This window comes from Oleiphilus sp. HI0079, from assembly GCF_001635105.1.
Map to the genome: position 1 here is coordinate 1 of NZ_LWFT01000746.1, position 5,243 is coordinate 5,243.

The window sequence follows — 5,243 nt, forward strand, 5'->3', positions numbered from 1 at the left end:
TGGTGTTCGAGTTTATCATCGCTTCCAACGGCGCAACTGCTGGAGAAAGCAGTGCGTTTATGTCTACCATGTTCACCTTTGGCGCAACGCTGGTACTTGGGCTGACGCTCGGTTGCGCATCAGGCTATCTATTGGGCGAGGCTTTGCGCAGTCAATGGTTGCCGCAGTTCTTGCTTAATACTGGCGTACTGACCTTTATGCTCGGTGTGTATGCCGCCTCAAACTTTCTGGTGCATGAATCGGGATTGTTGACGGTCACCGTTATGGGGATCTGGCTTGCTAATATGCGAGGTGTGCCTATTGATGAGATTCTCGAATTTAAAGAGTCTCTTTCTGTTCTTCTAATTTCTGCCTTGTTCATTCTTCTGGCAGCGCGGATGGAGTTGCAGGCAATCTACGATCTGGGCGCAGGGGCCATTTGGATTCTTGCGGCGCTGATCTTTATCGCCCGGCCTTTAGCCGTCAATTTGGCTTCGCTAGGAACAGACCTTAGCTGGCAAGAGCGGTCTTTTTTAAGCTGGATTGCACCCCGCGGTATTGTGGCTGCTGCGGTGTCCTCGCTATTTGCTTTCAGGCTTGAAGAAATTGGTATTGAAGAAGCCGCAATGCTCGTGCCTTTGGTATTTTTAGTGATTGTGATTACCGTTGCGTTGCAAAGCATTTCAGCCACTCCGCTGGCGAAGTTACTTAAAGTGCGTGAGCCATCGAGTAATGGGTATTTATTTTTGGGCGCAAACGCCGTTGCGCGAGATATTGCGAAAGCCTTTCAAAAGCTTGATGTTCCAGTTGTGTTGTCAGACACCAGTTGGGAAAACTATCGGGCGGCTCGAATGGAAGGTTTGTCGGTTTACTATGGAAACCCGGCTTCAGAGCATGCTGAGAACAACCTCGAAATGACGGGTATTGGGCAATTCTTGGCGATTTCACCGTATAAAAAATTAAATGCTCATGTCGTTTATCACTTCCTTGACCGTTTCAACGCTCAGCACGTTTTCGCATTAAGCGAGGGAGAAATGGAGCAACGTGCCAGTCATCAAACACCAGAGACCTTTATGCAGGCGGCGAGTCTTTTTCAGGATGGTTTGAGTTATGCAAAACTGGCAAGTTTGTACAGTAAGGGCGCTCGGGTAACAATTACACGATTAACGGAAGAGTTTTCGTTTGACGCTTATCTAAAAGAGCACGGCGCAAATCTCACTCTACTGTTTTCCGTCGCGCCCAGTGGGGCGGTGTATCCAGCGGGAGGTGCTGAGAGCGTTGCTCCCAAGGCTGACTGGCAAATGGTCAGCCTGGTGCAAAAGAAAGCCCCCGTTCCAGCAGCAGAGGCTGGAGCCAAGAAGGATGCCTAGTGCGCGTGATCACCGTGGTGCGGATGGTCGATGGTGTAAATAAGCGCTCTAGCAAAATCCTGTCGCGTAATAATGCCGACGAGCGCACCCTCGTCCACAACGGGCACGCGACGGCGTCCGCCAACAAACATGTCAGCAAGCACCAAAATATTGTCGTTTGCCTTTACACAGTCGACTTCTTTCGTCATATGGTCTGCGACGCGATCGCTAGCACTTTGATAATAGCCATCCATTAACGCTTCTTTTAGGCAATCAATCTCTGAGAGCATACCGACTAAGCGGCGCTCGTTGTCGAGCACTGGAGCGCCAGAGTGCCCTTGCTTTAAAAGTTGCCGCAGCGCCTCTATCACATTGTCTTCCGGTTTGAAGCTGGTGACATTGCTGCTCATATAATCTTTCACTAGAATGCTTTTCACGGTGCCCTCCCTTGTATTCGTTATGTTTATAGTATGCGCTACAGATGTTGCCAACGCATTAATGAAATTTGTTTACCTTGATCTGAGTATGTCTTGAAGGCGTGTCGAATGGTTTCGGGTGCGTCTTCGACTGCCTCAGGAAGGAAGTTCAGCGTCTCGTATAGCGCAGTTAAGTGCATGTATGGGAAGGTCCAGACCTCATTAAGCTCACTATGCTCTAGGGCGTAGCGAATGAGATCCGATCCGAGCCCACGACCTCGGTAGGAGGGGGCAACGAAAACGCCTCTTAGTAAGCGGGCTTCTCCATAGGGCGTAATCCGCAAACAGGCGCGCATTGAACTGTTGTCAAAAGCCGCAAAGATTTTATCTTGCCGATTTGTCTTTGTTGTTTGCCCAAATTGCTTGTAAAACTTTTTTGCGAGCGGAAAAATCGCTGGATCAAGCGATCGGAAGACATATTCTTGCATCGATCAGGTGTTCCATGAGTCGGCTTTGGCTGCATCGCTTTGTTTTGCTTCCACCCAGTGCGCCTCCTCTGCGACTTCCTTTTTCCAAATGGTGGCATCGCGTTTGAGATAATCCATGATAAAGCTGCAAGCTTCGAAAGCGGCTTCCCGATGGGAGGAGCTGACTGCTACCGCGACAATTTGTTCATCCAGCTTTAGCATCCCTATCCTGTGAATGATGCAGCTTGCCAATATAGGCCAGCGTTGCTTGGCTTGATCAACAATGTTTTGAAGCTGTTTCTCCGTCATTCCAGGATAGTGTTCGAGTTCAATTGCCTGGACGTCACTTTGATCACCAAATTCTCGAACGAGGCCAGTGAACATGCAAATAGCCCCCGTTTTAGCTGGCGCGGCTTCTCGCAGATACTGATGTATATCAGATGTATTAAAGTCTTCTTTTTGAATTTTTATCATCTTACCCACCTGTCACCGGAGGGAAAAACGCAAGCTCATCAGAATTTGAGACGATGGTTTCATTGTTGGCTATTTCTTGATTTACTGCGGTTAACAGATTTGGAGAAGACAGTGCAGATTGCCAAGGCTCGCCTTTTGCCATGAGATCGTTCTTGATCTGAGCGACAGAGCATGGGTTATCTAGGTCCATTGAAACTTCGGAGCAGCCTAACTGTTCTTTCAAGCTCGCAAAAAAAAGGATATTCATCCTATCTCCAGTAATGTATCGGGAAATTGAAGAAGATTGGCGAAGGGGATAAATTCAACGAGATCGCCCGTGGTAGGTTGCGTGTTCTCTGGGATCACGGCTAAGCCCTCAGCCCAGCACGAGGAACTCATCATGCCTGAGCTTTGGTTAGGGTGGGCAATCAATTGTCCTCGTTCATTTAAGCGCACTCGCTGAAACTCCCGTCTAATGCTTGCCGACTTGACTGAAAACCCTACAGGCAGGCGGAGTGAACGGTAGGTCTGAGCTCTACAACCTTGGCGCTTTAGAAGCATGGGGCGGGCTAACATAAGAAAGGTGACAAGCACTGCGGACGGATTTCCTGGCAGTCCGAGAACGGGTTTGCCTTGCACATCGCCGAGCATAAAGGGTTTTCCGGGTTTGATCGCGATGCGCCAAAAGTCGATCTCGCCCACTTCTTCAATCGCGGCTTTTATATAGTCTTCCTCGCCAACCGAAGCGCCACCGCTAGAAACAATGATGTCGGCTTGTGCTGCACGCAATAAGGCTTGTTTGGTCGCTTCCAAGGTGTCGGCGACAATACCGACTTCGAGAGATTCAAAACCAAAGTTGCGAACAAGTGTGCTCAGCAGCGCTTGGTTAGAATTATAGATCTGGCCTGGCTTTAAAGTCTCTCCGGGCGCGGCAAGCTCATCCCCAGTAGAAAGTATGGCCACTTTTAATGGCTTGAATACATGGATACTGGCAATCCCGGCAGAGGCAAGTAGAGCAATGTTTTGTGGTCTCAGTACATCGCCCCTGCGAAGAAGTTGCTGGCCTTTGCTGAAATCCTGGCCTGCGGGGCGAATATTTTGCTGTGAGTTCATCTCTGAGGCATAAGAGACGTAGCTCTGTTCGTTTGCAGAGTCTATGTCGGCGCTTTCCTGCATAACGACGCAGTCCGCTCCAGCGGGAGTGGGTGCGCCGGTGAAGATACGAGCGGCGCACCCAGGCTCAAGTTTTCCAGGCGCCGCTCCCGCAGGAATACGCATATTTACAGGAAGGCGACCCTCTTTTTCCATGTCCGCTATTCGGAACGCGTAGCCATCAACCGCACTATTGTCGAACGGTGGTATGGAAAGGCTCGATGTTATATCTTCGGCCGCTACTCGGTTAAGAGCCTCAGTAATCGAGACCCGTTCTGTTTGCGAGCTCGTCTGTATCTTTTCAAGCAGTGTTGAAAGCGCTTCTTCCAAAGGAAGTAGATGCGTTTTTTGCATAGAGAAACGTCGTCTTTATGAGGTTTGGTTTGGGTGTTGGAAGTCAATATCGATGTTAAAGTAAGTTTTTGTAGAATAAAACTAGATATTGTTTTCAATTTGATCTATCTTAACTTACCAATGAAGCCGACTGCGGCATAGCTTATTTTCCGCCCTCAGCGCTTTTCCTAGATATTCCTCAGCCCTCAAGTACAACACAACTCTGTGTAATCAAGACTATTGATATGAATCTTTCCGAATTAAAGAAAAAGAACGTACCCGAACTTTTAGAAATTGCAGCCGAAATGGGTTTAGACAACCTGGCTCGCTCTCGTAAACAAGATGTCATTTTCACCATTCTGAAGCGCCATGCAAAAGGCGGAGAAGATATATACGGTGATGGCGTATTAGAAATCTTGCAAGATGGCTTCGGCTTTTTGCGCTCTGCTGAAGGTTCATACCTGGCAGGGCCTGATGACATTTATGTCTCGCCCAGCCAAATCCGTCGCTTTAATTTGCGAACCGGCGATACCATTTCCGGTAAGATTCGCCCGCCAAAAGATGGCGAGCGTTACTTTGCGTTGTTGAAGGTTAGTCAGATCAACTTTGACAAGCCTGAATCGTCGAAAAACAAAATCTTGTTTGAAAACCTTACGCCTCTATTTCCTGATGATCGATTGATTCTTGAAGTTGGCAATGGCAGTACCGAAGACTTATCCGGCCGTATCCTAGATTTGGTCGCACCTATCGGTAAAGGCCAGCGTGGTTTGGTTGTTTCTCCGCCAAAGGCAGGTAAAACCCTAATGATGCAAAATATTGCGCAGTCAATTGCGCGCAATAGTCCTGAGTGTCATTTGATGGTGTTGCTGATTGACGAGCGGCCTGAAGAAGTAACTGAGATGCAGCGATCTGTTCGCGGCGAAGTGGTTGCGAGTACGTTTGATGAACCTCCTGCGCGCCATGTTCAGGTAGCAGAAATGGTCATCGAGAAAGCCAAGCGACTTGTTGAGCATAAGCAGGATGTTGTCATTATTCTTGATTCGATTACACGTCTTGCTCGCGCATACAATACGATTATTCCAAGCTCGGGTAAG

At 48.5% G+C, this 5,243-nt stretch carries 7 protein-coding genes; 2 read left to right on the forward strand and 5 right to left on the reverse strand.

The features are described 5' to 3' along the window. Positions 1–1,349 (forward strand): sodium:proton antiporter (locus A3750_RS13795; RefSeq protein ID WP_068548373.1); only part of this gene is annotated, 1,349 nt, incomplete at its 5' end. On the opposite strand, the gene A3750_RS13800 is transcribed toward A3750_RS13795, so the two are convergent. The 5 genes from A3750_RS13800 to glp are packed head-to-tail and all read right to left on the reverse strand — an operon-like array spanning position 1,346 to position 4,170. Then, complete coding sequence (locus A3750_RS13800; protein WP_082863017.1) at positions 1,346–1,765, reverse strand: CBS domain-containing protein; 420 nt, start codon at positions 1,763–1,765, stop codon at positions 1,346–1,348. The two genes, A3750_RS13795 and A3750_RS13800, sit on opposite strands and share 4 nt — an antisense overlap. A 38-nt stretch (positions 1,766–1,803) precedes the next feature. Continuing rightward, positions 1,804–2,232: a GNAT family N-acetyltransferase gene (locus A3750_RS13805; RefSeq protein WP_068465708.1), complete on the reverse strand. Its 429-nt coding sequence runs from the start codon at positions 2,230–2,232 to the stop codon at positions 1,804–1,806. Positions 2,233–2,235: 3 nt separating this feature from the next. Continuing rightward, complete coding sequence (locus A3750_RS13810; protein WP_068465706.1) at positions 2,236–2,685, reverse strand: molybdenum cofactor biosynthesis protein MoaE; 450 nt, start codon at positions 2,683–2,685, stop codon at positions 2,236–2,238. Position 2,686: 1 nt separating this feature from the next. Continuing rightward, positions 2,687–2,932 (reverse strand): molybdopterin converting factor subunit 1, encoded by a 246-nt coding sequence (moaD, locus tag A3750_RS13815; protein WP_068457459.1) that lies wholly within the window; start codon positions 2,930–2,932, stop codon positions 2,687–2,689. Then, complete coding sequence (glp, locus tag A3750_RS13820; RefSeq protein WP_068465704.1) at positions 2,929–4,170, reverse strand: gephyrin-like molybdotransferase Glp; 1,242 nt, start codon at positions 4,168–4,170, stop codon at positions 2,929–2,931. Before glp ends, moaD begins: the two co-directional genes overlap by 4 nt. A 224-nt stretch (positions 4,171–4,394) precedes the next feature. Between glp and rho the strand changes: the two genes are divergently transcribed. Next, a partial coding sequence (gene rho / locus A3750_RS13825; RefSeq protein ID WP_068548374.1) for a transcription termination factor Rho occupies positions 4,395–5,243 on the forward strand: 849 nt, incomplete at its 3' end.

Excerpts from the sequence above, each read along its gene's own strand:
- A3750_RS13805 (WP_068465708.1), bottom strand. The coding sequence starts at position 2,232 with ATGCAAGAATATGTCTTCCGATCGCTTGATCCAGCGATTTTTCCGCTC.
- A3750_RS13810 (WP_068465706.1), bottom strand. The coding sequence starts at position 2,685 with ATGATAAAAATTCAAAAAGAAGACTTTAATACATCTGATATACATCAG.
- moaD (WP_068457459.1), bottom strand. The coding sequence starts at position 2,932 with ATGAATATCCTTTTTTTTGCGAGCTTGAAAGAACAGTTAGGCTGCTCC.
- glp (WP_068465704.1), bottom strand. The coding sequence starts at position 4,170 with ATGCAAAAAACGCATCTACTTCCTTTGGAAGAAGCGCTTTCAACACTG.